The organism is Thermococcus cleftensis, assembly GCF_000265525.1.
Classification (GTDB): domain Archaea; phylum Methanobacteriota_B; class Thermococci; order Thermococcales; family Thermococcaceae; genus Thermococcus; species Thermococcus cleftensis.
Map to the genome: position 1 here is coordinate 1,382,036 of NC_018015.1, position 23,907 is coordinate 1,405,942.

At 57.3% G+C, this 23,907-nt stretch carries 30 protein-coding genes; 13 read left to right on the forward strand and 17 right to left on the reverse strand.

Features of this window, described 5'->3' with window-relative positions; translation table 11 throughout:
* Nucleotides 1-2: 2 nt before the first annotated feature.
* Both CL1_RS07400 and CL1_RS07405 read right to left on the reverse strand, forming a co-directional pair.
* Nucleotides 3-476 (reverse strand): pyruvoyl-dependent arginine decarboxylase, encoded by a 474-nt coding sequence (locus tag CL1_RS07400; RefSeq protein ID WP_014789257.1) that lies wholly within the window; start codon nucleotides 474-476, stop codon nucleotides 3-5.
* Nucleotides 477-643: 167 nt separating this feature from the next.
* On the reverse strand, nucleotides 644-1,792 hold the full coding sequence (locus CL1_RS07405; protein ID WP_048152124.1) for a cation:proton antiporter: 1,149 nt from the start codon (nucleotides 1,790-1,792) through the stop codon (nucleotides 644-646).
* A gap of 61 nt (nucleotides 1,793-1,853) precedes the next feature.
* Here CL1_RS07405 and CL1_RS07410 point away from each other — a divergent pair, with 61 nt between their 5' ends.
* Nucleotides 1,854-2,258 carry an ACT domain-containing protein gene (locus tag CL1_RS07410; protein WP_048152425.1) on the forward strand — a complete coding sequence of 135 codons (405 nt, stop codon included), beginning with the start codon at nucleotides 1,854-1,856 and terminating at the stop codon, nucleotides 2,256-2,258.
* Here CL1_RS07410 and CL1_RS07415 read toward each other — a convergent pair.
* Genes CL1_RS07415 through CL1_RS07450 form a run of 8 tightly spaced genes read right to left on the reverse strand, consistent with a single transcriptional unit; the run spans nucleotide 2,241 to nucleotide 6,025 of the window.
* Nucleotides 2,241-3,743 carry a proton-conducting transporter transmembrane domain-containing protein gene (locus tag CL1_RS07415; RefSeq protein ID WP_014789260.1) on the reverse strand — a complete coding sequence of 501 codons (1,503 nt, stop codon included), beginning with the start codon at nucleotides 3,741-3,743 and terminating at the stop codon, nucleotides 2,241-2,243. The genes CL1_RS07410 and CL1_RS07415 overlap by 18 nt on opposite strands.
* A complete protein-coding gene (locus CL1_RS07420) occupies nucleotides 3,740-4,030 on the reverse strand; it encodes a cation:proton antiporter subunit C (RefSeq protein WP_014789261.1) in 291 nt (96 codons plus the stop codon). Before CL1_RS07420 ends, CL1_RS07415 begins: the two co-directional genes overlap by 4 nt.
* A complete protein-coding gene (locus tag CL1_RS07425; protein WP_014789262.1) occupies nucleotides 4,023-4,424 on the reverse strand; it encodes a Na(+)/H(+) antiporter subunit B in 402 nt (133 codons plus the stop codon). Before CL1_RS07425 ends, CL1_RS07420 begins: the two co-directional genes overlap by 8 nt.
* Nucleotides 4,421-4,663, reverse strand: a complete 243-nt coding sequence (locus CL1_RS07430) for a hypothetical protein (RefSeq protein ID WP_014789263.1) — start codon at nucleotides 4,661-4,663, stop codon at nucleotides 4,421-4,423. The genes CL1_RS07425 and CL1_RS07430 overlap by 4 nt, the downstream gene beginning before the upstream one ends.
* The gene (locus CL1_RS07435) at nucleotides 4,660-4,890 is read right to left on the reverse strand and encodes a hydrogenase subunit MbhD domain-containing protein (protein ID WP_014789264.1); all 231 of its coding nucleotides are present in this window, start codon (nucleotides 4,888-4,890) and stop codon (nucleotides 4,660-4,662) included. The genes CL1_RS07430 and CL1_RS07435 overlap by 4 nt, the downstream gene beginning before the upstream one ends.
* Nucleotides 4,871-5,182, reverse strand: coding sequence for a monovalent cation/H(+) antiporter subunit G (mnhG, locus tag CL1_RS07440; RefSeq protein ID WP_083830204.1), 312 nt, complete (start codon nucleotides 5,180-5,182; stop codon nucleotides 4,871-4,873). Before mnhG ends, CL1_RS07435 begins: the two co-directional genes overlap by 20 nt.
* Nucleotides 5,175-5,444, reverse strand: coding sequence for a monovalent cation/H+ antiporter complex subunit F (locus tag CL1_RS07445; protein WP_048152128.1), 270 nt, complete (start codon nucleotides 5,442-5,444; stop codon nucleotides 5,175-5,177). The genes mnhG and CL1_RS07445 overlap by 8 nt, the downstream gene beginning before the upstream one ends.
* Complete coding sequence (locus CL1_RS07450) at nucleotides 5,420-6,025, reverse strand: Na+/H+ antiporter subunit E (RefSeq protein WP_014789267.1); 606 nt, start codon at nucleotides 6,023-6,025, stop codon at nucleotides 5,420-5,422. The genes CL1_RS07445 and CL1_RS07450 overlap by 25 nt, the downstream gene beginning before the upstream one ends.
* 194 nt (nucleotides 6,026-6,219) lie before the next feature.
* Here CL1_RS07450 and gcvH point away from each other — a divergent pair, with 194 nt between their 5' ends.
* The 3 genes from gcvH to CL1_RS07465 all read left to right on the forward strand — a co-directional run bounded on the left by gcvH (nucleotide 6,220) and on the right by CL1_RS07465 (nucleotide 8,332).
* A complete protein-coding gene (gene gcvH, locus CL1_RS07455) occupies nucleotides 6,220-6,624 on the forward strand; it encodes a glycine cleavage system protein GcvH (protein ID WP_014789268.1) in 405 nt (134 codons plus the stop codon).
* A 45-nt stretch (nucleotides 6,625-6,669) separates the two neighbouring features.
* Entirely contained in the window at nucleotides 6,670-7,008 is a 339-nt protein-coding gene (locus CL1_RS07460) for a DUF7132 family protein (protein WP_014789269.1), read from the forward strand.
* Between the two features lie 220 nt (nucleotides 7,009-7,228).
* Entirely contained in the window at nucleotides 7,229-8,332 is a 1,104-nt protein-coding gene (locus tag CL1_RS07465; protein ID WP_148267295.1) for an AAA family ATPase, read from the forward strand.
* A gap of 9 nt (nucleotides 8,333-8,341) precedes the next feature.
* Here the strand turns inward: CL1_RS07465 and gltA are convergent, their stop codons facing one another.
* On the reverse strand, nucleotides 8,342-9,784 hold the full coding sequence (gene gltA / locus CL1_RS07470; RefSeq protein WP_014789271.1) for an NADPH-dependent glutamate synthase: 1,443 nt from the start codon (nucleotides 9,782-9,784) through the stop codon (nucleotides 8,342-8,344).
* A 1-nt stretch (nucleotide 9,785) separates the two neighbouring features.
* The gene (locus tag CL1_RS07475) at nucleotides 9,786-10,616 is read right to left on the reverse strand and encodes a sulfide/dihydroorotate dehydrogenase-like FAD/NAD-binding protein (RefSeq protein ID WP_048152431.1); all 831 of its coding nucleotides are present in this window, start codon (nucleotides 10,614-10,616) and stop codon (nucleotides 9,786-9,788) included.
* A 195-nt stretch (nucleotides 10,617-10,811) separates the two neighbouring features.
* Here CL1_RS07475 and CL1_RS07480 point away from each other — a divergent pair, with 195 nt between their 5' ends.
* On the forward strand, nucleotides 10,812-11,027 hold the full coding sequence (locus tag CL1_RS07480) for a hypothetical protein (protein WP_237266232.1): 216 nt from the start codon (nucleotides 10,812-10,814) through the stop codon (nucleotides 11,025-11,027).
* On the opposite strand, the gene CL1_RS07485 is transcribed toward CL1_RS07480, so the two are convergent.
* On the reverse strand, nucleotides 11,014-11,775 hold the full coding sequence (locus CL1_RS07485) for a tRNA (adenine-N1)-methyltransferase (protein WP_014789274.1): 762 nt from the start codon (nucleotides 11,773-11,775) through the stop codon (nucleotides 11,014-11,016). The two genes, CL1_RS07480 and CL1_RS07485, sit on opposite strands and share 14 nt — an antisense overlap.
* Nucleotides 11,756-12,394 carry a DUF257 family protein gene (locus CL1_RS07490; RefSeq protein WP_014789275.1) on the reverse strand — a complete coding sequence of 213 codons (639 nt, stop codon included), beginning with the start codon at nucleotides 12,392-12,394 and terminating at the stop codon, nucleotides 11,756-11,758. Before CL1_RS07490 ends, CL1_RS07485 begins: the two co-directional genes overlap by 20 nt.
* A 56-nt stretch (nucleotides 12,395-12,450) precedes the next feature.
* Here CL1_RS07490 and CL1_RS07495 point away from each other — a divergent pair, with 56 nt between their 5' ends.
* Nucleotides 12,451-12,798: a signal recognition particle protein Srp19 gene (locus CL1_RS07495; protein ID WP_014789276.1), complete on the forward strand. Its 348-nt coding sequence runs from the start codon at nucleotides 12,451-12,453 to the stop codon at nucleotides 12,796-12,798.
* Here the strand turns inward: CL1_RS07495 and CL1_RS07500 are convergent, their stop codons facing one another.
* Nucleotides 12,799-13,044 carry an Lrp/AsnC family transcriptional regulator gene (locus CL1_RS07500; RefSeq protein WP_014789277.1) on the reverse strand — a complete coding sequence of 82 codons (246 nt, stop codon included), beginning with the start codon at nucleotides 13,042-13,044 and terminating at the stop codon, nucleotides 12,799-12,801.
* A gap of 225 nt (nucleotides 13,045-13,269) precedes the next feature.
* Here CL1_RS07500 and CL1_RS07505 point away from each other — a divergent pair, with 225 nt between their 5' ends.
* The 5 genes from CL1_RS07505 (at nucleotide 13,270) to CL1_RS07525 (ending at nucleotide 19,681) form a co-directional block, all read left to right on the forward strand.
* On the forward strand, nucleotides 13,270-15,453 hold the full coding sequence (locus CL1_RS07505; RefSeq protein ID WP_048152134.1) for an ABC transporter substrate-binding protein: 2,184 nt from the start codon (nucleotides 13,270-13,272) through the stop codon (nucleotides 15,451-15,453).
* A gap of 72 nt (nucleotides 15,454-15,525) precedes the next feature.
* Nucleotides 15,526-16,527: an ABC transporter permease gene (locus CL1_RS07510; protein WP_014789279.1), complete on the forward strand. Its 1,002-nt coding sequence runs from the start codon at nucleotides 15,526-15,528 to the stop codon at nucleotides 16,525-16,527.
* 15 nt (nucleotides 16,528-16,542) lie between these two features.
* Nucleotides 16,543-17,718, forward strand: coding sequence for an ABC transporter permease (locus CL1_RS07515; RefSeq protein ID WP_014789280.1), 1,176 nt, complete (start codon nucleotides 16,543-16,545; stop codon nucleotides 17,716-17,718).
* The gene (locus tag CL1_RS07520; RefSeq protein ID WP_014789281.1) at nucleotides 17,711-18,691 is read left to right on the forward strand and encodes an ABC transporter ATP-binding protein; all 981 of its coding nucleotides are present in this window, start codon (nucleotides 17,711-17,713) and stop codon (nucleotides 18,689-18,691) included. The genes CL1_RS07515 and CL1_RS07520 overlap by 8 nt, the downstream gene beginning before the upstream one ends.
* Before the next feature lie 9 nt (nucleotides 18,692-18,700).
* The gene (locus tag CL1_RS07525) at nucleotides 18,701-19,681 is read left to right on the forward strand and encodes an ABC transporter ATP-binding protein (RefSeq protein WP_014789282.1); all 981 of its coding nucleotides are present in this window, start codon (nucleotides 18,701-18,703) and stop codon (nucleotides 19,679-19,681) included.
* On the opposite strand, the gene CL1_RS07530 is transcribed toward CL1_RS07525, so the two are convergent.
* Complete coding sequence (locus CL1_RS07530; RefSeq protein ID WP_014789283.1) at nucleotides 19,671-20,246, reverse strand: hypothetical protein; 576 nt, start codon at nucleotides 20,244-20,246, stop codon at nucleotides 19,671-19,673. The genes CL1_RS07525 and CL1_RS07530 overlap by 11 nt on opposite strands.
* A 71-nt stretch (nucleotides 20,247-20,317) precedes the next feature.
* Here CL1_RS07530 and CL1_RS07535 point away from each other — a divergent pair, with 71 nt between their 5' ends.
* Together CL1_RS07535 and CL1_RS07540 are read left to right on the forward strand one after the other, a co-directional pair.
* Nucleotides 20,318-22,498 (forward strand): ATP-dependent DNA helicase, encoded by a 2,181-nt coding sequence (locus CL1_RS07535; protein ID WP_014789284.1) that lies wholly within the window; start codon nucleotides 20,318-20,320, stop codon nucleotides 22,496-22,498.
* Nucleotides 22,499-22,543: 45 nt separating this feature from the next.
* Nucleotides 22,544-23,101: a dephospho-CoA kinase gene (locus tag CL1_RS07540; RefSeq protein WP_014789285.1), complete on the forward strand. Its 558-nt coding sequence runs from the start codon at nucleotides 22,544-22,546 to the stop codon at nucleotides 23,099-23,101.
* On the opposite strand, the gene CL1_RS07545 is transcribed toward CL1_RS07540, so the two are convergent.
* Entirely contained in the window at nucleotides 23,087-23,896 is an 810-nt protein-coding gene (locus tag CL1_RS07545; RefSeq protein ID WP_014789286.1) for a ZIP family metal transporter, read from the reverse strand. The two genes, CL1_RS07540 and CL1_RS07545, sit on opposite strands and share 15 nt — an antisense overlap.
* Nucleotides 23,897-23,907 lie beyond the last annotated feature (11 nt).

A 23,907-nucleotide genomic window follows, 5' to 3' on the forward strand; every position in this document is an offset into this window, starting at 1 on the left:
AATCAGTAGGGGAACATCACCACTACGGCTATAGCGGCGGCGGGCTTGTCCTTAACGGTTATGCTCGCGCTGGCGACCTTGAACTCCGCCAGCTTCCAGCCCCTCTGCTCAAAGCCCTCCTCGACCATCTTCCTAACCATCTCTTCGGCTTCTTCCTTGGTGCAGTAGCCGCTGTACTCGTAGATCAAGCCACCCTCGTTGTTCTCGCTGATTCCTATGCCCAGGGCCGCGCTTATGGTCATTCCCGGCTCGTCGCTCTCGATGTGCGCGTAGACGGTAGGAAGGAGCATTCCTATCGGGACGTCGTGAACCTCCTCTATCCACTCGATGTGCGCGGGAATGACGCTGCTCAGCTTGACGAGATTGACGTTTCCTATGCCCAACTTGAGGAGGGCGTTGTCGAAGGCGTTGAGTTTGGTTCCGCCCTCAGCGGCGGCGGCACCTATGAAAGCCCTCTTTGGCGTCGTCCAGCTCATCTCGGCTTCCTCCTTTCTTTTCTCACCTATTAGACGATTATAGTTGAAAGCAACGGTTCGCTTACTCGCTAATTTGCGGGCGGCTTAAAAACGTTTCGCTACATCTAAAAGAAAGCCCGAGGGGTGGGCTTTGCTCCCGTAACGCCTTGTTGGGGGAGGTACGGGAGTTAGACGGTGCCGCTTGGCTTCTCTGCTTTATAATGGTTTATGACCCTCCCTAACGTGGCCGAGGTGAAGATCCCCAGCACGCTCGCGAGGGAGGCCATGGCGTACATGTGCTCGCTCAGTGCTCCCGACACGAAGCTTATTTCTCCCATGAGCAGGCCCAGGACGCCGAAGCTGGCTATCCCGGCCCCTCTTACAAGGCTCGTTGATAGATCTGTCTTCCTAACTATCAGGGACGACAGAGTCAGTCTGACAAGGTATATCGCAATGAAGAACTCAATGACGACGAGGGAAAGCTCGGTCTCGAAGTTAAGTCCGCGCCAGGCGAAGAATATCGGGGCGAAGATGCCGTAGGTGACCCCGCTGACTATCGTGGTCAGCCTGTCGTACTGCTTGGTGCCGACGAGGTCGCTGTGCATCATTAACCCAGCGAGGAAACCGCCTATGCTGAAGTGCATTCCTATCTCCTCGCTGATGAAGGCGAGCGATGTGGAGAACACCATAAAGAGGCCGAACACCGCCTCGTCGCTCTTGAGCCTGCGGAGGAAGCGTATTATGCGGACCTTCTGCTTTATGCCGAGGAGGTAGTTGATGTAGAGCAGGGTGCCCACGAAGATGAAGTCCTTCAGTATGCTTGACAATATGGGCCCGTAGTCACCTGGGTTCTCATGAAACCTTATCGTCATGTACACTATAAACAGACCGAATATCTCACTTATCACAGCGTATGAGAGGGCCACGTGGAGGAAGTCGCTTCCGAAGAACCTCTTGAGGCGAAGCACTATCGGGGCGGAGGCCGTTGATAGTATCGCTGCCGAGATGATGTTGTCCGAGCCGACGGTCCAGCCGGTGAAGGGGAGCGTGACTAGGAACATCGCGGTGTACGTTAGCGCGTAGAGGGGCAGGGTGATCTTTCCGGCGTAGTGGAGCTCCTCGGGCGTCACCTCAAGGCCTGCTGAAATCATCAGGAAGAACAGGCCCAGCTCCGCCAGCAGCTCCATCTGGTCCCTGGGCATGTCGAGAAGGAGGGCGCTCAGTATCATTCCCGCCGTAATCTCACCCAGGAATCCTGGATAGCCCAGCCTCTCAAACCCCTCCGCCAGGAGCCTTGCAAAGGCTATGATTATGAAGACGTACCCGATGATTTCCATGGTTCCCGTATGGGCGGCGAATTTTAAAAATCCTTTTATTGTCCCGTGCGAACTGGCTATCATGAGGCACTACGAGATAGTCAAGATAAAGAGGGACGGGGCTGTTGAGATCCCCATGGACTACGCCTACGAGCTGGGCCTCCTTGAGGGCGCCTACTTCCTCATCGAGGTGGACACGGACCTCAACGAGATTCACATGGAGCGGATAGCTCTCCCAGGGAAGAGGTTGGCCGAGGTGGAGCTTGTCGTTGAGGACAGGCCCGGTGTGCTGGCGAAGATAAGCGGCCTCTTCGGCAGGCACGGCGTGAACATACTCTTCAGCGAGTCCGAGGAGCTCTCCGCCATAGGCCTCGCAGGCATCGTCGCGGTCGTTGACATCGGTGGGGTGGGGAACCTCGACGACCTGAGGCGCGAGCTGGAAAGCCTTCCAGAGGTGAGGGAGGTCTACCTAAACCCCCTGGATTAGTGTCAATAGCAGAATGAAAGCGACCATCACGGCAGTCAGGCGGTTCACCTCCTCCCCCACTTCGCCCCCTCCGGGGGAGGGACTCTTCTCGAAGACTCCGGCCCTCTTGAGGAGCTGGAAGATGAGAAAGGCCGCGGAGAGGTAGAGGAGGTCCTTGGGATTCAATCCTAAGCCCAGGTAAAGGCCCCCGGCGAGCGCGGTCAGGGCCAGTCCGAGAACCGGGAGCTTCCACGATGCCGGTAACTTCACGCCCCTGCCCATCGCCAGGTATGAGTTGAGCTTGGTGAAGGAAACCAGGGTCCCCACGCTCCCCAGAGGCACCGCCAGCTTCCAGGGCCAGGAAAGGTTGGAGTAGATGAGTCCCTTCCCGTAGGCGCCGATGAGAGGTGAGACCCCGCCTATCGCCAGGCTGAGAGCGATGACGGAAGCCATCATCACAGCGTCCCCGCGGTACCCGAAGGTTCCGAGCTCCCTGCTCTTCCTCCCCATGGAGCCGATGCCCAGGAAAAGGCCCCCCTTGAAAATCGAGTGCGCCATCGCGTAGTAGGCCGCGCCGAGGAAGTTGAGGCTCGCTATTCCAAGGAGCACGTAGCCCATCTGGGAGACGGTGTGATAAGCAAGGAGTCTCTTGGCGTCCTTCTGCAGGAGGGCCATCGCTATTCCGAAGAAGATTGACACCACCGCGACCGCGAGCAGGGCGAGCCTGAGGGGTTCCCCAGCGGGCAGGGCCGGGAGGAGCAGGATCATTCCATAAGCGGGTGCCTTGACCACGGCACCGCTCAGGAGGGCGCTGACGGGGGTCGGGGCCTTGGAGTGGGCATCTGGAAGCCAGCCGTGGAGGGGAAAGATTCCCGCCTTGAGGACAAGCGCCGAGAGGGCTACGCCGAGGGCGACCTGGAGCTCCCTGCTATCCCTGGCGTTTTCAGTTATTAGCCCGACGTTCAGGTAGCCGGTTTCCATGTACACAAGGCCCACCGCGAAGACGAAGAGGTAGGAAGCAAGGAGCGAGAGCATCAGGTACTTGAAGGCCGCCCTTTTGGCCCCCTTCTCATCTGAGAACGCCACCAGCGAGAAGGCCGAGACCGAGGCTATCTCCATGTAGATGTAGAAGTTGAAGAGGTCCCTCGCTACGAACGCTCCCATCAGGCCCGCGTGGAGAAGGAGGAGAAGGGCGAGGACTTTTCTGGTTTTGCCGTCCTTCAGGTTGAAGTAAGCGAGGGAGTAGAACGCCACGAAGGCGAAGAGAACTATCTCCCCCACGAGGAAGGGCATGTTGAGCCGGGTAACGGCCACCTCTATTCCCGCTTCCCTGGGCCAGCCCCCAACAACCTCCGAACCCACACCGACAAAGAGGAAAACCGGCGCTGGCAGGAGTGCGCCGATGAGAAATACCCCCTTCAAAACGGCCTCCCTAACGCGGAGCGTGTCGAGGAGGACCAGGAGGAAGGCGCAGAGCAGGGCAATGGCGACGGGAATGGGTATCAATTGCCTTCACCCCTCATTCTGATTATCATCGCCAGGGCGAGGGACGTTATGGCCACATCGACCACGAGGGTAGTCAGCATCAGCGTGGCCGGGAGCGGGTCCACGGGCTCGGCTGGCATCACGGGGACGTCCCTTCCGGGCGAGTAAGCCAGCCCGATGAAAAACAGCACTAACCCTAGGGAGACAACGTTTATGGAGAGCACCAGCTTTATCGGCTCCCTCTTAGCCATCAGCCCATAGATTCCGACCAGCATTATTGCTATCCCAGCCTGCTCCGGGCTAATCACTTTCCACCCACCTCAGCAGTATGTAGAATACGAAGGTGAAACCCGCCCCAACCTCAAGACCGACGATGACGTTGAAGGGCAGGATTATCCCCCCTTCCGTGGGAAGGAAGTTTGAGTAGAAAGCCCCGAAGGCCAGCCCCGCCAGCCCTAGGAGCACGAGCATGGCCCCGGCAGAGCTTTCTATCAGGCTGGCCCAGTTGAAGTGGAACCTCCTCCTCACCTTCCGGTAGCCGTGGGAGGTTATGAGCAGTATCACCGCCACCGCCAGGATTACCCCTCCCTGGAAGCCGCCGCCGGGGCTCAGGTGCCCGTACAGCATCAGGTAGGCGGCGTAGGTGACGAGGAAGGGGCTCACCATCTTGGTGGTGGTTCTGACGACGACGCTCATCTTCACTTCTTCTTCCCCCCGAGGAGGACGTAGAAACCAACAACTGCCGTGAAGAGCAAACTGGCCTCGCCGAGGCTGTCGTAGGCCCTCCAGCCGGCCAAGATGGCTGAGACCAGGTTGGGGACGCCGATTTCTTCCCAGCGGGTCACGTAGTAGGCGAAGCTTCCCCCAGATGGGAAGTGATAATCCAGGGAAAGGAGCAGGGTCGCGAGAGCGAGGGTGAGCGTGATGGCTATGGCTCTCACTTCCTCACCTCCTCAACCGTGAAGAGAAACACGCCTATGACCACCGCCCCGACCACTATCGCCGAGAGCGCAACGTCCGGGGCGTTCAGCTCGAACAGGGCTAGGATAAAGAGAAGGCTCAGGAGGGAGTACTTGACGATGGCCGTCACCAGGTTTCCCTCCTCCACGACGGCGATGGCCAGGATTATCATCGTGACGAAGAGCACGTCAAGGATTGTCCCAAGCATACATGTCCACCACCACTTCCGGCTTCACGCCGTACCTGTAGGCCCCCCTCGCGAGGGCGTGGCTGACCATCGGGTTTATCATCGCTATGAGGAACGCCAGCACGAGGAACTTGGCCTTGACGATTCCGGGGGCGTCCATCGTGAGCACTAGGTACAGGATTATGCTCATGGCTCCACCTGTGTCGCACTTGCTGGCCGCGTGGAGGCGCGTGTAAACGTCGGGGAAGCGGAGTATCCCCAGGGCTCCAAAGAGCATGACCGCCTCGCCGAAGAGGAGGAGCACCTCAAGCACCGCCGGCACGCTCCATGTACTTTGCCAGTATCAGCCCACCAACGGAGTTCACCATCAGCAGGACTATGGCCAGGTCGATCAGGTAGTACTCCCCCCTCATCACGGCGACTATGGCTATTATCACCACCACCTTCGTCGTTATGGTGTTAAGGCCGACCACCCTGTCCGGCAGGGTCGGTCCTCTAAGCACGCGGTATGTTATCAGCATAGCCGTGAAGACGAGAAGGTAGAAGGCGCTCACCAGAAGACCTTCTTGAGCCATTCCTCGATGTCCCCCTTTATCTTCTCTCCCGCCTTCTCTCTGTTCAGGGTCTCGACCTCTATCCAGTGGACGTAGAGGTAGGTTTCCCCGAGCTTCTTCTTGACGTCGAGCGTTAGGGTGCCCGGGGTGAGGGTTATCGAGTTTGCCAGTATCGTCACCCCCGTGTCGGAGTGGAGGTCGGTCTTTACCTTGACTATGCCGGGTTTGATGTCCATGAAAATCACGTTCTTCGCCACCTTCAGGTTGCTCTCCAGCAGACGGAAGGCCATTATCACGAGGTACTGCGGGAGGTATATCAGAGCGAAGTAGAGGATTTTCTCAGCGATGTGGCCGCTCCGCCTTATGTCCTCGGTCAGGAGGTCGCGCATGAAGAGGGCCACGATGAGCGTGACCACCGCGCCCGAGACAACGCTGGCCGGCTCGAGGCTCGAGGTTATGACCACCCAGAAGGCCAGGAGGGTGAACCACGTCAGCAGTACCCTCTCCCATGTCGGAAGCTTCGACGCCTCGAACCTCTCGGCGAGAACCCTCTCGTTGAGGGCCTCCAGCCTATCCCGGAGGTAGAAGGGGACCCGGCTCATGTGGTACCTTACGGCGCCGGGGGTTATAACGGTTTTGCACTATGACAAGAGACTTCCCAAAACTGTGAAATCCGTTCGGTGTTGGGCCGAAAATCTCGAACGTACTGCCGGCCGTGGCCCGAAGGCAGATGCAAAAGCCTTCACTCATGGAAAGGTTTAAATCCCTGCCTGCGTAGAGAAGGGCGGTGATGTTCATGATTGAAGTCGGTGAATACAAGGTCAAGGAGGGCCTCTACTACACGAAGGACCACGAGTGGGTTCAGGTCCTTGAGGACGGGACTGTTCTCGTGGGCATAAGCGACTACGCCCAGAAGGAGCTAGGTGACCTCGCCTACGTCGAGCTTCCCGAGGTCGGTAAGGAGATCAGCAAGGGCGACGTCCTCTGCGAGCTGGAGAGCGTTAAAGCTGTCAGCGAGGTTTACGCCCCGGTCAGCGGCGAGGTCATAGAGGTCAACGAGGAGCTCGAGGATTCACCTGAGGTCCTCAACGAAGACCCCTACGAGCACTGGATTGCCAAGCTCAGGCCAAGCAACCTCGACGAGGAGCTCAAGGAGCTCATGGACGCCGAAGCTTATGCCAGGTACCTCGAGAGCCTCTGAGCAAGGCTTTAATACCTTTCTGCCCTATTCTTTTCGGTGTTCGCCATGAAGGTTCTGAAGGAATGGGACGTTAAGGTAAAGCTCGTGAAAACCAAGAGGGGCGCGATCCTCCACATGATTGAGCTCGAGCCGGGCCACTTCTACCTCGAGCAGAACCCGCTTAAGGACTCGAAATACGGTGTCGCCTACAGGAAGATCAAGGAGAACTTCCCGGAGTTCTACATGTTCTGGGAGATAAAGAACAACCGCTACACCGGGAAGCTCTTAGCTGGAGCCTTCCTTGAGAAGAGGGAGATAGACGAGTTCGTAACACTCCTTGCAAAGAGCGAGGACTTCAAGAAGTTCGAGGAGATCCTCGAAGAAATCGAGGAGATGGAGGAGTGAGCTCAGGCTTTGACCATCATCACCGTTCAGATACCCTAGAGGTCTTCATCGCTCGTTCAATCTTTTTTAGGGGAAGTTAAAAAGCCTAGCGGCTCGGCCAGTATGCCCCTCATCACGGGTCAGCTACCGTTAGGCTCGTCATCGCCGTACTGTTCTCTATCCTCACCTGATAAACTTCACGAAACCCTTATAACTTCTGCCCCGGTAGTTAACTACTGGGGTGGTAGTTGTGTACTTTGACACCCGGCCGAAGAGACGGAGGGAGGACCTGTACGACAGGGAAGAGGAGCTTGCGGAGTTCGAGCGCTCAATCAGGTCCGGAAACCCCCTCACCGTAATAACAGGCATAAGGAGGCTCGGGAAGACTTCCCTTCTCGTGGTGGGCCTGAACGAGCTCGCGGTTCCGTACGTTCTCGTGGATTTCAGGGGGGTAAACCCGAACTCCCGAATGGACGTTTACCGGAGGATAGAGAGCTCGGTCAATGCCTTCCTTCGCGAAAACCGCGACCTCTGGGAGGAGCTCAGGAGAGACCTCAAGAACATAACGGGCCTCAGGGTTCTGAGCTTCGGGGTGAGCTTTTCCTGGAAGGACGAGAGAACCGACCTCATAGCGCTCTTCAGGGAACTGGAAAAATACGACGTCGTCCTGGCCTTCGATGAGGTTCAGTACCTCAGGGGGCCGGTGGGGAGTGAATTCGCGGGCATCATAGCCCATCTCTACGATTACTCCGACCTCAGAATGGTCATGACCGGCTCCGAGGTGGGCCTGCTCCACGATTACCTGGGCCTCGATGACCCGAAGGCCCCCCTTTACGGCAGGTACTTCCATGAAATTTCCCTTCACAGGTTCTCACCGGAGCAGAGCAGGGAGTTCCTCAGGATAGGCTTTGAACAGGTAGGTTTAACTCCCTCCGAGGAGCTTATAGACCTTGCCGTGGAGAGGCTCGACGGCATAGTGGGGTGGCTCGTTCTCTTCGGCAGGAAGGCAATGGAAAAGGGGCTCACCGAGAACCTCGTGGATAATGTTTTCGAGGAGGCAAAGGCCCTCGCCATGGAGGAGTTCGAGAACTTCCTTTCGAAGAGACCCGCCGCTAGAAAACGGTACGTCGAGATAATGAGGGCCGTTGCCAGCGGCAGGAGAACGTGGGAGGGGATAAAGGAACACCTCGAGATGAGGGAGGGCAGGAGCATAGCCGACAGCGTGCTGGCGAGGCTTCTCAAGGCCCTTGTTGATTCCTCGTTCCTTGAGAAGAAGCGCGAGGGAAGAAACGTCCGCTATAGCATTCCCGACCCGATACTCGAGGAGTGCTTCAAGGAAAAATGAATGAAAGGGTCAGGCGTTCCCTTCCCTCTTCTTCGTGAGGTATTCGTGGATGGCCTTTGCCGCCCTCCTTCCGTCGCCCATGGCTAGAATAACGGTCGCCTCTCCCCTTATCGCGTCACCGCCAGCGAAGACCCCCGGAATGCTCGTCATCAGGTTCTCGTCCACAACTATCTTACCGCGCTCGACCTTCAGGCCGGGCGTGTTGATGATGAGCCTGTTCGGGTGCTTTCCGATGGCTATGATGACGGTCTCGGCCTCTATCTCCACGTACTCGCCGGTTCCGACTATCTTCCTCTTGCCCCTGCTGTCGCGCTCGTCGAGGGGCTTCATCTTCTCGAACTTAACCGCCTTGAGGTTGCCCTTTCCATCGCCGATGAACTCGACTGGGTTCACGAAGAACTCGAACTTGATGCCTTCTTCCTTGGCGTGCTCGACCTCCTCGATCCTCGCGCTGACGTCCTCAGGACCGCGGCGGTAGGCGATGATGACCTCCGCTCCAAAGCGCCTCGCTGAGCGGGCGGCGTCCATTGCCGTGTTTCCGGCTCCGATGACCACAACGCGCTTCCCGACCTTAACCGGTGTGTCGTACTCGGGGAACTTGTAGGCCTTCATGAGGTTTACCCTGGTGAGGAACTCGTTGGCGGTGTAGATTCCGTTGAGGTTTATGCCCGGCGCGTTGATGAGCCTCGGCGTTCCAGCTCCGGAGCCGATGAATACGGCGTCGTATTCCTCAAGGAGCTCCTCGATGGTGACGGTCTTGCCGACGATGTGGTCTGTGAGAATCTTAACCCCGAGCTTCCTGAGCTTGTCTATCTCGCTCTCGACGATGCTCTTCGGGAGCCTGAACTCGGGGATTCCGTACATCAGAACCCCACCGGGCTCGTGGAGGGCCTCGTAGATTGTAACGTCGTAGCCGAGCTTGGCCAGCTCTCCTGCAGCTGTGAGTCCAGCGGGGCCAGCTCCAATGATTGCAACGCTCTGTCCCTTCTTCTCTATCCTCGGCACCATCTCGAAGAGGAGTTCTTCATCGATTCCCTTCTCCCTTGCGTAGTCGGCCACAAAGCGCTCAAGCTTGCCGATGTTTATCTTGTCGCCGACCTTGCCCATGACACAGTTCATCTCACACTGGTCCTCCTGCGGGCAGACGCGGCCGGTGGTGGCTGGGAGCGAGTTGCAGGCCCATATGACGTTGAGGGCCTCTTTGACGGCTTTGTCAGGATCGTCGCGGTATTCAACCAGCTTGCTTATGAAGCCCGGAATGTCGATGTGAACGGGACAGCCCTTTATACAGGGCGCGTAGTTGTAGGGGCACTGCAAACAGCGCTCGGCCTCCTTAACGGCCAGCTCGAAGGTGTAGCCGAGGTTGACCTCGTCAAAGCTCCTTATCCTCTCCTCCACCGGCCTCTCAGGCGTCGGGACGCGCTCCTTGATGAGCTTTCTCTTGACGGCCATTTCACTCACCCCCCTCGAGGGCCTTCAGGTAGTCGCTGAAGGCCTTGACCTCCAGGTCCGTGTAGTAGCCGCTCCTCGCTATCAGCTCGTCCCAGGCAACCTGGTAGGCGTCGAACTCCGGCCCGTCTATGCAGGCGAACTTGACCTCGCCGCCGACGGTGACACGGCAGGCACCGCACATGCCAGTTCCGTCCACCATTATCGGGTGGAGGTCAGCCTTCATCGGGACGCCGAACTCCCTGACCACCTCGAAGACGGCCTTCTGGTCGCCCGAGGGGCCGACCATGAAGACGAGGTCGTACTCTTCCTGCTCCAGCATCTCGCGGACCTTCTCGACGAGCCTCTTGGTGACGTTCTTCATGTTGGTCGGGAAGTCGAGGTTCGGGTCTATCGGGACGGTCTCGAGTACGTGCCTGCCGACAGCTTCCTCCAGCTCGTCCTTGAGGACGACCATCGGCTCGAAGGTGACGTGGAGCGTGGTTACCTCGTTCCCGAGCTCCTGCCAGGCTTTTGCGATGGGATAAACCTCGACTATTCCGGTGTAGGCACCAATAGCGAGTATCTTTCCGAACTTCTCCATCTCAGCGGGGTTTCCGAGCGGACCGGCGACGTTGAGGAGTTCATCGCCCTCCTTCAGCTCGGCGGCCATTCTGGCTGTGGTCTTTCCGCGTATGAATGTTATGAGAACGACCCAGCCCTGCTCGGGGTCCCACATGACGGGGGTGAGGGGAATTCTCTCACCGTTCTTGAATGCCCTGACGATGACGAACTGGCCCGGTTTGACCTTCTTCGCCACGTGGGGCGCGTGAATCTTGTACCAGATGTTGCGCATTGCGATTTCCTTCTTCTCAAGGATCTTGTATGGCACAATGAACACCTCCGTACATGGGTTCAAACATGGTCATCTAAAGGTTTGCAACATGGAGTGTTTATAAAGATGTTGCCAACCAAAGGTTTACATCGCGGAAGGATCCTCGGAGGGGAAAGGGAAAGATTAAAAAACTTCCGAAAAGAGGGCGATTGGGGAATGGCTATGGCACGGCTCATCTACCGCATCTCAGTTGTGCTGACGGCCCTGGCCCTCTTCTGGCCTGTCGTGTACGGCAACGTCCCGGTCCTGAGAATTCTCCCTGGAAACCCTCTGATTCACGCAGTCGCCGGGCTGGTGGTCTTTGGGGGTCTGGCGTATCTGACCTTTGGGGAAGAAGAAACAGGGGAGAAAAGCGGCTTCACAGCTTCCTGAGAAATGTTATGTAGCCTGTATGAGCCAGCATCGTGGTTTTTGGCCTCATGCACTCCCTCTTAACTTCGTGTTCCCTAACAAGGACTTCCACAACCCTGGGCCGGTAGAAGTACTCCCTGTACTCCTGGAACGCCTGGAAGAAGCGGTGAACCTGGTTGGTGCAGGGAGTGTAGGCTACAAAGTAGCCGCCCGGTCTCAAAACCTCGACGGCATGAGGGAGTACGTTCTCCGGTTGTGGCAGGTCGAGGACTATGTGGTCGGCGTACTCTTCATCTATACCCTCGTAGATGTCCTTGAGCTTGATGGTGACCCTGTCGGAAAAGCCCGCCAGTTCAACGTTCTTTCTGGCTATCTCTGCGTGGTCCTCCCTTATCTCGTAGCTTATTATCCTTCCGTCCGGTCCCACTATGTTCGCCAGGAATATCGTCAGGGCGCCGCTCCCCACGCCGGCCTCGATGACTGTGTCTCCTGGAGATATGCCCGCGTAGGCGACTATAATGCCGGCGTCCTTGGGGTGTATTATCTGTGGCCCGCGCCTCATCTTGGCTATGATGTCGTTGATGTCGGGCTTTATTACCCTGAACTCCTCGCCCTTGTGGCTGGTTATCCTGCTTCCATACTCCTTCCCTATCAGCTCGCTCAGCTTCAGTATTCCAAGGTCGGTGTGGAACTCCCTCTCGGAAACCGTCACGAGGTACCTCTTGCCCCGCTTGTCGATGAGGAGAACCTTATCCCCTTCCCGTATCAATCGTCCCACCTTCCTTCCTGGCCTTTAGACCCTCCTCCGACACCTGAAAGACCATTGAGGCTATCTCCTCCAGCATCGCGAGGTGCTCCTTCCTCAGGACGTCCTTGTTTATAAAGTGTATTCCAACCCAGTCCTCCATGGGAATCGTGCTGATACCAGTCAGTATGGACTTCATGGCCTCGTCCCCACCGAAATGAATGTAGTGACTCAGTCCAAAGGTCACGAAGTACTCCGGCTTGACAGGTGAGCGGCTCATCTTTCCGATAACGGCGTGGTAGTTCTTGAGGAACGTCTGGGGATCGTAGGCCGGGACGACTTCCTCTATTACCTCACCGTAGCTGGCCGACCCGGGGCCGATTTTCACGACCTTTATCCTCTTGATAAGCTCTATAACCCGGGAGTACTCCCTCCCGGATATCCTCCTCGCGTAGTTCCTGAAGAGTATATCACCCACTCCGAAGAAGTCCGCCACGACGACGCCGTATCTCCCGGCAAGTGCGGGCAGAAGGATTCCCCATGAGAAATCCTCGACGGGATAAGATGGCTTGTATTCAATCAAAATGGTGTCCCCCCTGTTGGCTCGGCCGAGGAGGTACTTTTCGAAGATTGGGGTGTCCATCTGGCTCACCAAAAGGGTTTTTAACGGCGTTTCTTTTAAACCTTTCAGGTGGGACGATGAGGAAGTTCGTGGTGTGGCCCAACGAGCTCGACGCAAGGCTCAGCAGGCGCTATGGAAGGGCCGTAGGGAAGGAGTTCGCGGTCGATGCTCCCAAGGTTCAGGAGATAGCGGACGCCGCGGTGGCCCTTGGAATGAAAGTCGTTGAGCTTGACCCTGAAAAGCTCAATCCCCGCTTGGCTGGCCTCGACGAGGAGTACAGGGTTAGGGGAATGCTCAGGCTGGAGAGCAAGCACCCCAAAGGGAAGGCCCTGAGAATGCTGGGCCAGAAGATCAGGGAAATCCGGAAAACCCAGGCTAAAGCCAAGGGCAAGAAGAAACACAAATCCGGGAAGAAAAAGAGGTGATCACTCCTCCTCTTCCATTTCTACAACGATGGCGGTAGTGGTGTCGATAACGCCGTCGATGTTGTGAATGTCGTGGAGTATCTTTCTGGTGAGCTCGCCGAGGTCCTTCGCCTCGATGTGGACTATCGCATCGTACGGCCCAGTGACGGCGTCGGCCTTGGTGACGCCCGGAATCTGCTTGAGCGCCTCTATGACGCTCTCAACTTTTCCAATCTCAACGGTCAGTAAAACGTACGACCTAACCATTTTTCACCACCGCGGAAAGGCTTTACGCCTTTATTTGACCCCCATCTCATTTAAGCTTTTCGTAGTTTTTTCGGGTACACGCCTGTGGTGCATTTCGCAGACGATGCATTATAGTACCCAACCGTGCCTCCGTTGGGCTATTGAAGTACCAATTGGTGACATCGAAAGGTTTATTACTGCATCAACCTTAACATCTATGCCCTTAATGTACAGGGGTGGGTATTAATGAAGGCTAGGACTACAATAGCCCTGTTGGTTGTTTTTTTGGTGGCTTTTTCTGTTGTTGCCAGCGGCTGTATCGGCGGTAGCACGAGCCCAACGACCACCATCTCTCAGGGTACCTCTGAGAGCCCGAGTCAGACTACGACCTCCCAGTCGGGAACCTCCGGAGGAACCACCACCTCCAGCCAGTCGGAAACCCAGACTCAGACTCCAGCCGAGGTGAATCCGGGAATACTTGAGATGGGGGACGTGTACGTAATCGTCACTGATAAGAGCGTCGTCGTTGTCGGCCCGAAAGGTGCCAGCCCGACCGTTGAGATACCCAGCGACAGGAAGGTCATAAAGGTCGAGTACGAGGTCGATACTGAGAACACCCCCGACGTCCAGACCCTCATGGAGAAGGGTCAGGGGTTCGGTGCGATTGACCCCGCATTCTTCCGCGACGAGCACGTTGATGCCCTCATCATAGCGGCAAGGCGCGAGACCGATCCGACGATTAGAACCGAGCTCTTCAAGGCCGTTTACATGCTCGGAAACAAGCTCGCCCCGGAGGTTATCCTCGGTCAGAACAAGCAGCTCCGCGTCTACTGGGACTGGGTCAAGGGCAGGTATTATCACCCGACCCTCGCGGAGCGCTACGACCTCCTGAGCGAGGACCAGAACGCTCCCTCCGTCAAGATAGGCATCAAGGACTACGAGAACGACCCCGAGACCTACACTATCGCCACCATCGGCTGGCCGGAGAGCTTTGACCCGGCGATGACCTACGAGACCTTCGGCTGGGAGATCTGGCATGAGATAGGCGACACCCTCGTCACCTACTGGAAGGAGAACACCGAGCAGGTCAGCCCGGACCTCGCGGTTGCGTGGGCTCACAACAAGGAGGGCACCGAGTGGTACTTCCTTATTCGCGGCGGCGTCAAGGCCTACGACCCGTGGAACGACAAGACCTACCCGATTGACGCCACAGACGTTGCCTTCACCTTCCTGCGCGTCGAGAGGCTCGGTCACTCCGTCAGCTGGATGGTCGATGGCTTCATGGACGTGAACGCCTCCCAGGCCCTCACCGAGGACGAGTTCGACCAGTACCTCAAGGAGCACCCGCTCATCGCCGAGTACAACGGCAAGAGCACCGAGATAAAGAGCCTCGATGAGCTCAAGCAGTTCTTCGGCTACGACGGTGAGACCGCGGGAGTCTTCAAGCTCGTCCTCCCGGCACCCTACGCTCCCGTCCTCGGAATACTCGCCGACCCGTTCCTCAGCGTCGTCCCGATGGAGTACCTCCTCGGCGACAAGTACCAGGAGGCCCTCCAGGCGAGCGACAACGGCCACGACCCGAGCGCCTGGTGGAGCTACCTGAGCGAGGGCAAGAGCGACCCGACCCACCAGCTCATGCACAACAACCCGGTCGGAACCGGCCCGTTCTACGTCAAGGACTACCAGAAGGACGCCTACATAGTCCTTGAATACAACCCGTACTACTGGAACGCCACCGCCAACCCAGGCCACAAGAGGGTCATCTACATCATAAACAGCGACGCCATGGCGAGGATAAACATCTTCAAGACCGGTACCGCCGATGTTGTCGCGATTCCGCCCGAGAAGATGGACACGGTTAAGGGCCTTGAGCTCCAGGGCTTCAAGTCAGTCGTTAAGACCGACATACTCCAGCCAATACTGACCTTCCTCGTCTTCAACACCCAGAAGGAGCCCTTCAACGACCCGCTCGTTAGGGAGGCCCTCGCCTACGCGGTTCCGTACGACCAGATATCCCAGGTCGTTTACCAGGGGCTCCTCGAGAGGAACTACGGTCCGATACCGAAGCCGTGGCCGGGCTACACCGAGGAGGGAATAATCAAGTACACCTACAACCTCGCCAAGGCCAAGCAGCTCCTCAACCAGGCGGGCGTTGATCCGACCAAGTACAAGATAGAGCTCATCTACAACGAGGGCAACAGCGCCCGTGAGAAGATAATGACCCTCCTCCAGAACGTCTGGAGCCAGCTCGGCTTCCAGGTAACGGTGAACAGCTACAACTGGCCGACCTACCTCGACAAGACCGAACACGGCGAGTACGACGTCTACATCGTCGGCTGGGTTCCGGACTACCTCGACTCCGACAACTGGGTTGGCCCGTTCCTCTACGGCGCCACCGAGTTCAAGAGCCTTGAAGTCACAGTCGGCTGATTTTGGGCTTTCTTTTTTCTCCTTCGCTTTTTGGCCGTTGAGAGAATGCCAAAAGAAGCAGGGGGGATTGGATTGGCGAATCTGAGGAAGTTCCTAATAAGAAGGCTGCTCACCTTCATACCCACCCTAATTGGGGTTACACTCATCGTTTTCCTCATCGCCTACGTTATCCCCGCCGACGTCGCCAGGGCGTGGGCCGGTGGAGAGAAGGCCAGTCAGGCGTACATGGAGCAGATAAGGAAGGAGTACCATCTGGACGAGCCGTGGTACGACCAGTACTGGTTCCTGGTGAGCGGGCTGGCGAGGAACAGCATAGTGGATCCGAGAACGTCCAACTACGTCTTCGACGACATAAGCGAGAGGTTTCCCATAACGTTTGAGCTGGCGCTGATGGCGTTCTTCTTCATACTGATAATCGGCATACCTCTCGGTATAATCTCCGCCCTCAAGAGGAACACCTGGGTGGATACCCTCATAAGGTTCTTTGCCCTCACGGGTGTTTCCATGCCCGTTTTCTGGCTCGGCTACCTCCTCATCTACGTGTTCTTCGTCAAGGTTCACTGGATAACGCTCGCCGGCTTCCCGGCTCCCCCGGAGCACCAGATAACTCACATACCTATGATAGACGCCCTGCTGACGGGCGACTTTGATACCTTCAGCCAGCACATTCACAGGCTCTGGCTCCCCGGATTCACGCTGGGCTTCATGGGAGCTGGTGTTCTGGCGAGGTTCGTCAGGAACAGCTTCCTTGAGGCCATAGGAAGCGACTACGTGGGATTCCTCAAGGCCAAGGGTGTTCCGAAGAGGGGCATCTACCGCCACGCCCTCAAGAACGCGATGGTGCCGATAGTTACCGTTCTCGGCCTCCAGTTCGGCGGCCTCCTCGGCGGAACTCCGATCACCGAGACGGTGTTTGGCCTGCCCGGAATGGGTTCCTACGTCATCGAATCCATCAGGAACCTCGACTTCCCTGCGGTCGTGGCGATAACCATGGTCTTCGCCCTGATATTCCTCATAACGAACCTCGTCGTGGACATACTCTACGCCCTGATAGACCCGAGGGTGAGGTACTAACGCTGGGGTGGTAAAATGGGAAGGGAAGAGTATAAGAAGAACGTTCTCGATAAGCTCTCCGATGCCTTTGTTGAGGCACTTGGTTCTTTCATCAGCCTCTTCAAGAAGGACTGGAAGAGGAAGAACCGCTCCAAGATGGAAGAGTGGAAGCTTATGCTCTACGCCCTGAACCGCTCGCCCCCCGGCCTTATAGGCCTCGCCCTCGTGCTGATGTTCGTGTTCCTCGGCCTCTTCGGCCCCAGCCTTGCGCCCTGGAGCTACCGCTTCTTCCCGACCAACTACAACTTCGAAACCTACCTCGCCCCGCCGGGTTCAACATACACGCTCAACGTAACAGAGCTTAGGGGAGACGTTATCCTGCAGTACACCGCCACCATACACTACACCCTCGGTGCTGACCACTACGGAAGGGACCTCCTCAGCCTGATACTCTACGGAGCCAGGGTCTCGTTCGTTATCTCAATCATAGTCATAGCCCTCGGCGTTCCCTTGGGCATAATCCTGGGCCTCATAGCGGGCTACTACGGCGGCAAGGTGGACGAGCTGGTTATGCGCATCACCGATGTCTTCCTGGCATTTCCGGCGCTCATACTGGCCATAGCGTTCTCCGCGGTGTTGCCGCAGAGACTGCAGAACTTCATATCCTCCCACGAGACCGTCCAGAGCTTCGTGCTGTGGCTCTTCGCGCTCGAACCCCAGGACGCTGGTAACCTCGGAAAGCTCCTCGCCGTCATACTGGCCATGATTATCGTCTGGTGGCCGGCCTATGCAAGAATCACGCGCGGTTCAACTCTCACCGAGAGGGAGAACCTCTACGTCGAGGCGGCGAGAGCGATAGGACTCAGCTCAAGGACGATAATGTTCAAGCACATTCTCCCCAACATCATCGGCCCGATACTCGTCTACATCACCCTCGACTTCGGTGGAGTGATACTCATGGAAGCCGGCCTGAGCTTCCTCGGTCTCGGTGCCACTCCCCCGATAGCCGACTGGGGAAGGATAGTCTACGACGGCTCCCAGTACTTCCCGGAGAAGTGGTGGCTGGTCACCTTCTCAGGCCTGATGATTATGCTTGTCGCCCTCGGCTGGAACCTGCTCGGCGACACCATGAGGGACATCCTCGATCCGAAGACGAGGAGGAGCATAGAGTTCAAGGTCAAGAAGAGCAAGGAGGGTGAGAGCAATGCCTGATCCTATCCTTGAGGTTAGGGACTTGACAGTCCACTTCTACACTTACGCGGGCATAGTCAAGGCCATTGAGAGGGTTTCCTTCGACGTTTACCGCGGGGAAACCTTCGCCCTCGTCGGAGAAACCGGCTGTGGAAAGAGCGTCACCTCCAGGGCATTAACCCAGCTCATCGAGAGTCCGGGAAGGATAGTCGAGGGAAGCGTGGTTTACCACCGTGAGGACGGCTCGACCGTGGACCTGCTGAAGCTCTCCCCTGAGGAGATACGCGACATTCGCGGCAAGGAGATAGCCTACATCTTTCAGGACCCCCACGCGTCGCTCGACCCGCTCTACACTGTCGGCTACCAGATAGCCGAGGCGATGGTCGTCCACGACACCGTCAAGGACTGGAAGGAGGGCTTCAGAAGAGCGGTGGACATACTCAGGCGCGTCCTCATTCCAGACCCCGAGAACAGGGTGAAGAACTACCCCCACGAGATGAGCGGAGGAATGAAGCAGCGCGTTGTCATAGGAATAGGCGTCTCCAACAACCCCAAGATACTCATCGCCGACGAGCCGACCACCGCTTTAGACGTCACAGTCCAGGCCCAGATACTTGACCTCATGAACAAGCTCAAGGAGGAGTACAACACCACGGTCATACTCATCACCCACAACATGGGCGTCGTTGCGGAGATGGCCGACCGCGTTGCGGTCATGTACGCGGGCAAAATAGTCGAGATAGGCTCCGTCGAGCAGATATTCAAGAACCCGCTCCACCCTTACACCCAGGGCCTCCTCAGAGCTGTTCCAAACCCCCTCGGCAGAATAGACAGGCTGGAAACGATACCCGGAACGGTTCCGAACCTCATAGAGCCCCCAGGCGGCTGCCGCTTCCACCCGAGGTGCCCGAAGGCGAGGGGGATATGCAGGGAGAAGGTTCCCGAGCTGAAGGAGATTGAACCCGGCCACTTCGTGGCCTGCCACCTGTACTGAGGTGATAGCATGAGCGAGCCGATACTCGAGGTTAAGAGCCTCAAGAAGTACTTCCCCATTAGGGGGCTCTTCAGAACAGAGGGCTACGTTAAAGCGGTCGATGACGTCAGCTTCACGATAAACCGGGGCGAAACCTTCGGTCTCGTTGGGGAGAGCGGCTGTGGCAAAACCACCACGGGAAGAACAATCCTCCGCCTCATAGAGCCGACCGACGGTCAAATCATCTTCCAGGGAAAGGACGTCACGAAGCTTAAGGGCGAGGAGATGAAGTGGTTCAGGCGAAAGGCCCAGATAATGTTCCAGGATCCGTACTCTTCGCTCAACCCCAGGCAGACCGTCTTTGAGGTCATCATGGAGCCCGTCAAGTTCCACGGCATAGAGGTCGATGACCCTGAGGATTTCGTGATAAAACTCCTCGAGAGCGTCGGTCTCAACGAGATGCACCTCTACCGCTACCCCCACGAGTTCTCCGGCGGGCAGAGACAGCGCATAGCCCTGGCGAGGCTCCTCGCGCTCAGGCCGGAGTTCATAGTCCTCGACGAGCCGACCTCAGCGCTCGACGTCTCGGTTCAGGCCAACATTCTCAACACGCTGAAGGACCTCCAGAGGCAGTACGGCTTCACCTACCTCTTCATAAGCCACGACCTTGGAGTCGTTAAGTACATGAGCCACAGAATGGGAGTGATGTACCTCGGAAAGCTCGTGGAGGTCGGTCCGGCGGAGAAGATATTCGAGAATCCCCTCCACCCCTACACCAAGTTCCTGCTGTCGGCCATTCCCGTTCCCGACCCTGACCTGGCCAGGGAGCTCAAGGAGGAGCGCATGAAGGTTGAAGGAGAGCCGCCAAGCCCGATAAATCCGCCCAGGGGCTGCCGCTTCCACCCGAGGTGCCCCTTCGCCAAGGCCGGCCTCTGCGACGCGAAGGAGCCTCCTCTCGTCGAGGTGGAGAGGGACCACTACGTCGCCTGCTGGCTCTACGCTAAGGCCTGAGCCCTTTTTTCTCCTCTATTATCAGCCGGGATAGGGCCATAGCCGCGCCATAATCAACGCGGAAGAGCTCCCTGTAAACCGGGTCGCCCACTTCCCCACCCTTCACCTCGAGTTCGAAAACCGCATAGCCGAGGGGGACTATTTTCGCTCCCTCCAACTCGGAGGGACCCTTCACCCCGAGCACCTTCCGCAGTATCGAGAGTGCAAGCAGGGCTTCCCTGTTCCTCTTCGCCAGCCGTTCATCGCGCTCGATGTGCCGCTGATGGCCAGTGGGTATTCCGATTATCCTCCAGATGTTCCAGCGTCTCATGTGCCTGGCCCTCTTGTTGAAGCTCTCGCCGCTCAATGCATAGAGGGTCTCGAAGAGCGCTCTGAGGTAGCCTTCCAGGGAATCCGTTTCCAGGAGGGCCAGGGGTGGCCTTTCATCAACGGGGCTCAAATCCTCAGCCTTCCTTATCAGGGTAGCCCGTCTTTCAACCCTCTCGACCCTCATGGAAAAGTACGCATCTACCCCGTACCTTCCCGCCCTGGTCTCGAATAGCACGTACGGAACCCCGACCTTCATAACCGACCCCAGGGTAGTTGGTGGGATAAGCATATAAAACCGCCGGCCGAATAGTGGAGGAGCTGAGGAACATGAGGGTTGAGGAGCTTCCCGTCGATGAGAGGGTGAAGAAGGTAGTACTCGAGAGGGGCATCGAGGAGCTCTACCCGCCGCAGGCGGAAGCCTTGAAGAGCGGTGTTTTGAAAGGCAGGAACCTAGTCCTGGCGATCCCGACCGCGAGCGGGAAGACGCTGGTGAGCGAGATAGTCATGGTCAACAAGCTCCTCCGCGAGGGAGGTAAGGCGGTCTACCTCGTCCCGCTGAAGGCCTTAGCTGAGGAAAAGTACCGGGAATTTAAAGAGTGGGAAAAGCTGGGCCTCAGGGTTGCCGCGACCACGGGCGACTACGACTCCACCGACGAGTGGCTCGGGAGGTACGACATAATAGTCGCCACCGCCGAGAAGTTCGACTCCCTTTTGAGGCACGGGGCAAGGTGGATCGATGAGGTAAAGCTCGTCGTTGCAGATGAGGTTCACCTAATAGGCTCCTACGACAGAGGAGCTACGCTGGAGATGATTTTAACCCACATGCTTGGAAAGGCCCAGATTTTAGCTTTAAGCGCCACCGTCGGCAACGCGGAGGAGCTGGCGGAGTGGCTCGATGCCGCACTGGTTATGAGCGACTGGCGTCCGGTTCAGCTCAGGAAGGGGATTTTTCACCTCGGGACGCTCGTCTGGGAGGACGGGAAGGTTGAGAGATACCCCGAGAACTGGTACTCCCTGGTGACGGACGCGGTGAAGAGAGGCAAGGGCGCGCTGGTTTTCGTCAACACCAGAAGGAGTGCCGAGAAGGAGGCGCTGGCACTCTCAAAACTCGTCTCGGGCTATCTCACCAAACCCGAGAAGAGGGCCTTGGAGAGGCTGGCCTCCGAGCTGGAGGACAACCCCACGAGTGAAAAGCTTAAGAGGGCCTTGAAAGGAGGCGTCGCCTTCCACCACGCGGGATTAAGCCGAGCCGAGAGGACTTTGATAGAGGACGCCTTCCGCGAAGGGCTGATTAAGGTAATAACGGCGACGCCGACCTTGAGTGCGGGTGTGAATTTACCCTCATTCAGAGTAATAATCCGCGACACCAAGCGCTACTCCAACTTCGGCTGGGTAGATATTCCGGTCCTCGAGATACAGCAGATGATGGGAAGGGCTGGAAGGCCAAGGTACGATAAATTTGGAGAGGCTATAATAGTTGCCAGAACCGAGGAACCTGGCAAGCTGATGGAGCGCTACATTCGCGGAAGGCCGGAGAAGCTCTTCTCGATGCTCGCCAACGAGCAGGCCTTCAGGAGTCAGGTTCTGGCTTTAATAACGAACTTCGGTGTTTCAAGCTTCAGGGAGCTGATAAGCTTCCTCGAGAGGACCTTCTACGCCCACCAGAGGAAGGATTTAAGCTCCCTCGAATACAAGGCGAAAGAAGTTGTCTACTTCCTGATAGAGAACGAGTTCGTTGATCTGGACCTCGAAGACAACTTCATGCCGCTTCCCTTCGGCAAAAGAACCTCCCAGCTCTACATCGACCCGCTGACGGCCAAGAAGTTCAGGGACACCTTTCCGGCCATCGAGAGGAACCCCAACCCCTTCGGAATCTTCCAGCTGATAGCCTCAACCCCGGACATGGCCACGCTTACCGCCAGGAGGCGCGAGATGGAGGACTACCTCGACTTAGCTTACGAGCTTGAGGGGGAGCTCTACGCGAGCATACCCTACTACGAGGACTCCCGCTTTCAGGGCTTTCTCGGGCAGGTGAAAACTGCCAAAGTCCTCCTCGACTGGATTAACGAGGTTCCTGAGGCGAGGATTTACGAGACCTACTCCATAGACCCCGGCGACCTCTACAGAATTCTCGAGCTGGCTGACTGGCTGATGTACTCGCTCATAGAGCTCTACAGGCTCTTCGAGCCGAAGGCGGAGGTTCTCCAGTACCTCCGCGACCTCCACCTCCGCCTGCGCCACGGCGTTAGAGAAGAGCTCCTCGAGCTGGTTAAGCTCCCGAACATCGGGAGGAAGAGGGCCAGGGCGCTATACAACGCGGGCTTCAGGAGCCAGGAGGACATAATGCGCGCCAAGGTGAAGGATCTCCTCGAGGTGGAGGGCATAGGAATAAAAGTGGTGGAGGGACTTTTTAGGTATTTCGGAGTTGAGATGCCTGGGGAAATCAAGGGGGCCACCAAAAGGTCCGGGAGAAAGAAGAGGGGTACTTTAGATGCCTTCCTGAAGTGAGGTCAATCTTTTTAAATCCCCCCATTTTACTCGGGCGTGGGCACTATGATAATCATCGTGACAGGAATGCCCGGTTCAGGAAAGAGCAAGATTGTTCACGAGTTCGAGAGGAGAGGTTTTCCAAGCGTTTCTATGGGCGACGTCGTGAGGGAAGAGACCGTGAAGCGCGGCCTTGAGCTTACCAAGGAGAACGTGGCCAAGGTGAGCATAAGGCTTAGACAGGAGCTCGGTCAGAACGCCGTTGCAAAGCTTGCCGTCGAGAAGGTGAGGGAGCTGCTCAGGGAGAGTCCTATAGTGGTCATCGACGGCGTCCGCTCTCTGGACGAGGTTGGGACCTTCAGGGGCGCCTTCCCCGGGGAGAAGATATTGATAATTGCCGTCCACACTCCCCCTATGCTCCGCTTCGAGAGGCTCAGGGCTAGGGGAAGACACGACGACCCTCAAACTTGGGAGGACTTCGAGGAGCGCGACTGGAAGGAGCTGAAGTTCGGCATAGGGAACGTCATAGCGATGGCAGACCACATGGTGGTAAACGACTGCTCCCGGGAGGAGTACGAGAAGAGGGTGCGGGAGCTCGTTGACAAGATCCTAGCCGAGCATTGAGTCGAGGAAGAGCATAACGTAGAAACCCGCGAAGAAGCCCAGGCTTGCGAGGGTCTCGTTCTTTTCTCCCCTGTATATCTCAGGTATCATCTCCTTGACCGTCACGTAGAGCATCGCTCCCCCTGCTAAACCGAGGCCGTAGGGGAGTAGCCAGCTGAAGAGAGTGAAGAAGTAGGCCCCGAGGAGTACCATGGCCATCTCAGCGAAGCCGCTCAGCACTCCCATCGCTATCGGCTGAAGGCGCTTCCTCTGGAGCGTTGCCAGGGGAAGGGAGACCACGGTGCCCTTCGGGAAGTCCTGGATCCCGATGGCTATGGTGGTAACGAGACCCACCTCCAGGTTGTAGACCAGGGACGTTCCGACGGCCATTCCCTCGGGAAGGTTGTGGATTATGACCGCTATGACCAGGAGCCAGACCTTCCTCAACCTGTCCTTCATCGACTTTGGCCCCTCGTAGCCCTTTACCAGATGCTCATGGGGGAGGAGACGGTCTATCAGGTAGATGAGGGCTATGCCGAGCGCTATACCCACTCCCGCAGGGGTGAACGAGCCGGTGCTTTCTATCGCCGGGAGAATCAGCGATGTGAAGGAAGCGACTATCATGACCCCCGCCGCGAAGGCGAGGGAGAAATCGACGCCGCCCTCGGGGAGACGCTTCGCGAATATGGCCACCATCGCGCCGAGGGAGGTCATCAGAGCAACGAACAGGCCGGCGTAGAAGGCCACCCACATTATTTCACCGTTCGAGACTTCGAGTATCCACTCCGCGAGACCGGTTATGAACCCATCTAACATCTTTAGGGCAC

Coding starts and splice junctions, on each gene's coding strand:
- CL1_RS07400 (WP_014789257.1), bottom strand. CDS start 476: ATGAGCTGGACGACGCCAAAGAGGGCTTTCATAGGTGCCGCCGCCGCT.
- CL1_RS07405 (WP_048152124.1), bottom strand. CDS start 1,792: ATGGAAATCATCGGGTACGTCTTCATAATCATAGCCTTTGCAAGGCTC.
- CL1_RS07410 (WP_048152425.1), top strand. CDS start 1,854: ATGAGGCACTACGAGATAGTCAAGATAAAGAGGGACGGGGCTGTTGAG.
- CL1_RS07435 (WP_014789264.1), bottom strand. CDS start 4,890: ATGCTTGGGACAATCCTTGACGTGCTCTTCGTCACGATGATAATCCTG.
- CL1_RS07445 (WP_048152128.1), bottom strand. CDS start 5,444: ATGGCTCAAGAAGGTCTTCTGGTGAGCGCCTTCTACCTTCTCGTCTTC.
- CL1_RS07450 (WP_014789267.1), bottom strand. CDS start 6,025: ATGAGCCGGGTCCCCTTCTACCTCCGGGATAGGCTGGAGGCCCTCAAC.
- gcvH (WP_014789268.1), top strand. CDS start 6,220: ATGATTGAAGTCGGTGAATACAAGGTCAAGGAGGGCCTCTACTACACG.
- CL1_RS07460 (WP_014789269.1), top strand. CDS start 6,670: ATGAAGGTTCTGAAGGAATGGGACGTTAAGGTAAAGCTCGTGAAAACC.
- gltA (WP_014789271.1), bottom strand. CDS start 9,784: ATGGCCGTCAAGAGAAAGCTCATCAAGGAGCGCGTCCCGACGCCTGAG.
- CL1_RS07475 (WP_048152431.1), bottom strand. CDS start 10,616: ATGCGCAACATCTGGTACAAGATTCACGCGCCCCACGTGGCGAAGAAG.
- CL1_RS07480 (WP_237266232.1), top strand. CDS start 10,812: ATGGCTATGGCACGGCTCATCTACCGCATCTCAGTTGTGCTGACGGCC.
- CL1_RS07490 (WP_014789275.1), bottom strand. CDS start 12,394: ATGGACACCCCAATCTTCGAAAAGTACCTCCTCGGCCGAGCCAACAGG.
- CL1_RS07495 (WP_014789276.1), top strand. CDS start 12,451: ATGAGGAAGTTCGTGGTGTGGCCCAACGAGCTCGACGCAAGGCTCAGC.
- CL1_RS07500 (WP_014789277.1), bottom strand. CDS start 13,044: ATGGTTAGGTCGTACGTTTTACTGACCGTTGAGATTGGAAAAGTTGAG.
- CL1_RS07505 (WP_048152134.1), top strand. CDS start 13,270: ATGAAGGCTAGGACTACAATAGCCCTGTTGGTTGTTTTTTTGGTGGCT.
- CL1_RS07515 (WP_014789280.1), top strand. CDS start 16,543: ATGGGAAGGGAAGAGTATAAGAAGAACGTTCTCGATAAGCTCTCCGAT.
- CL1_RS07520 (WP_014789281.1), top strand. CDS start 17,711: ATGCCTGATCCTATCCTTGAGGTTAGGGACTTGACAGTCCACTTCTAC.
- CL1_RS07525 (WP_014789282.1), top strand. CDS start 18,701: ATGAGCGAGCCGATACTCGAGGTTAAGAGCCTCAAGAAGTACTTCCCC.
- CL1_RS07530 (WP_014789283.1), bottom strand. CDS start 20,246: ATGAAGGTCGGGGTTCCGTACGTGCTATTCGAGACCAGGGCGGGAAGG.
- CL1_RS07535 (WP_014789284.1), top strand. CDS start 20,318: ATGAGGGTTGAGGAGCTTCCCGTCGATGAGAGGGTGAAGAAGGTAGTA.
- CL1_RS07540 (WP_014789285.1), top strand. CDS start 22,544: ATGATAATCATCGTGACAGGAATGCCCGGTTCAGGAAAGAGCAAGATT.
- CL1_RS07545 (WP_014789286.1), bottom strand. CDS start 23,896: ATGTTAGATGGGTTCATAACCGGTCTCGCGGAGTGGATACTCGAAGTC.